Genomic DNA, 1,538 nt, shown 5'->3' with positions numbered 1-1,538 from the left:
CTAGGGCGTGTATCGAAAGTGAATCTTGCACGTGGGATGATCTTGGTTCGTGACGCGTGGTGATCTGACGGATGTGCAATGGGCGGTGCTGGAACCGCTGTTGCCGAGGGGCAGGAAGCCCGGACGGCCGCCAACGTGGACCAGGCGGCAGCTGATCAACGGCATACGGTTCCGGGTTCGCACCGGCATCCCGTGGCGGGACCTGCCCGTCAAGTACGGGCCGTGGGGCCGGATATACGACCTGTTCCGCCGGTGGCAGCGGGACGGCACCTGGCATCGGATCTTCACCGCGCTCCAGGCCCGGGCCGACACGAAAGAACTGATCACCTGGGACATCAACGTCGACTCCACGGTGTGCCGAGCCCATCAGCACGCCGCCGGAGCGAGGAAAAGGGGGAGCTGCAGAAGGAGCCGCCCGGCGGGGTCGCTGTCGAGCCTGACGACCACGGACTCGGGCGCTCACGCGGCGGCCTGACCACCAAACTGCACCTGGCCGTCGAACAGGGCCAGAAGCCCATGTCCATCGTGATCACGGCCGGCCAGCGGGGCGACTCCCCGCAGTTCGAGCCGGTCCTGAACAAGATCCGCGTCCCGCGTCTTGGCCCGGGAAGGCCGCGCAGTCGGCCCAATCGCGTGCGGGCCGACAAGGCATACGCCTCCCGGAAGAACCGCGCCTACCTGCGGCGGCGCGGGATCCGCTGCACCATCCCGGACAAAGCCGACCAGGCCCGCAACCGCAAGAAACGTGGTTCGCACGGCGGCCGGCCGCCGAAGTTCGACCCGCAGGACTACAAAGCTCGGCACGCAGTCGAATGCGGCATCAACCGCCTCAAAAGGCACCGGGCCGTGGCCACACGGTATGACAAGCTCGCGGTCCGCTACGAGGCGACCGTCCTCGTCGCGGCCATCAACGAGTGGCTATGACCGGCCACGCCATGATGGCGCTGTGTAACAGCGGACGGCGACCGTCTGGTGCGGACTCCACTGCTGCTCGACTGTGGCCATCAGCTCCCAGCCCAGCCGCTCATACAGGGCTACCGCCGCGGTATCGGATGCGACGACGTCGAGCACCGGATGCAGGCCACGACGCCGCGCTTCCTCCACTGCTCGACCGATCAGCAGTGCACCGATCCGATGTCCCCTTGCCTGTGGCGCGACGAACAACCTGCTGACCACGGCGGTCATACCCCGCGTCGCCCCGTTCCGCTCGCTCCACAACATCGGGGCCAGATCGCCTTCGCCGCCTTGCGACAAACTGACATGCCCAACCAGGCCGCCTTCGAGTTCGGCAACCCAGGAGCCCAGCAGGGGACCGCGTGACAGCCACTCGCCCGGCTGATCAGGCCAGTTCACCGGATAGCCGTCGCGCGCATGGACCTCCGCGAGGACCCGCACGCACTCCTCAACGTCACCATCAGCCCTCTGCCGGATCCAGCGGCTCGGCCTCTCATCAGGCACTCCGGAGCTTTCGATGTTCACTCCGGCATAGAAACACAAGCCACAGAGTCACAACCAGCCACTTTCGACACACGCCCTAG

2 protein-coding genes are annotated in these 1,538 nt (G+C 66.6%); one reads left to right on the top strand and one right to left on the bottom strand.

Annotated features, from left to right (window positions below; all coding sequences use genetic code 11):
- Window positions 1–49 precede the first annotated feature (49 nt).
- Window positions 50–924, top strand: a protein-coding gene (locus tag ACWGKT_RS48420) for an IS5 family transposase (RefSeq protein WP_453278808.1) whose coding sequence is annotated in 2 segments (ribosomal slippage) — window positions 50–407 and window positions 407–924 — 876 coding nt in all. Because the reading frame shifts where the segments join, the coding sequence is not laid out codon by codon here.
- Here ACWGKT_RS48420 and ACWGKT_RS48415 read toward each other — a convergent pair.
- Window positions 919–1,395, bottom strand: a complete 477-nt coding sequence (locus tag ACWGKT_RS48415; RefSeq protein ID WP_453278809.1) for a GNAT family N-acetyltransferase — start codon at window positions 1,393–1,395, stop codon at window positions 919–921. The genes ACWGKT_RS48420 and ACWGKT_RS48415 overlap by 6 nt on opposite strands.
- Window positions 1,396–1,538: the final 143 nt, after the last annotated feature.

It is taken from the genome of Streptomyces sp. NPDC054794 (assembly GCF_053611585.1).
The sequence above is the reverse complement of the archived record's forward strand: the minus strand, read 5'-3'. Positions and strand labels throughout refer to the sequence as shown.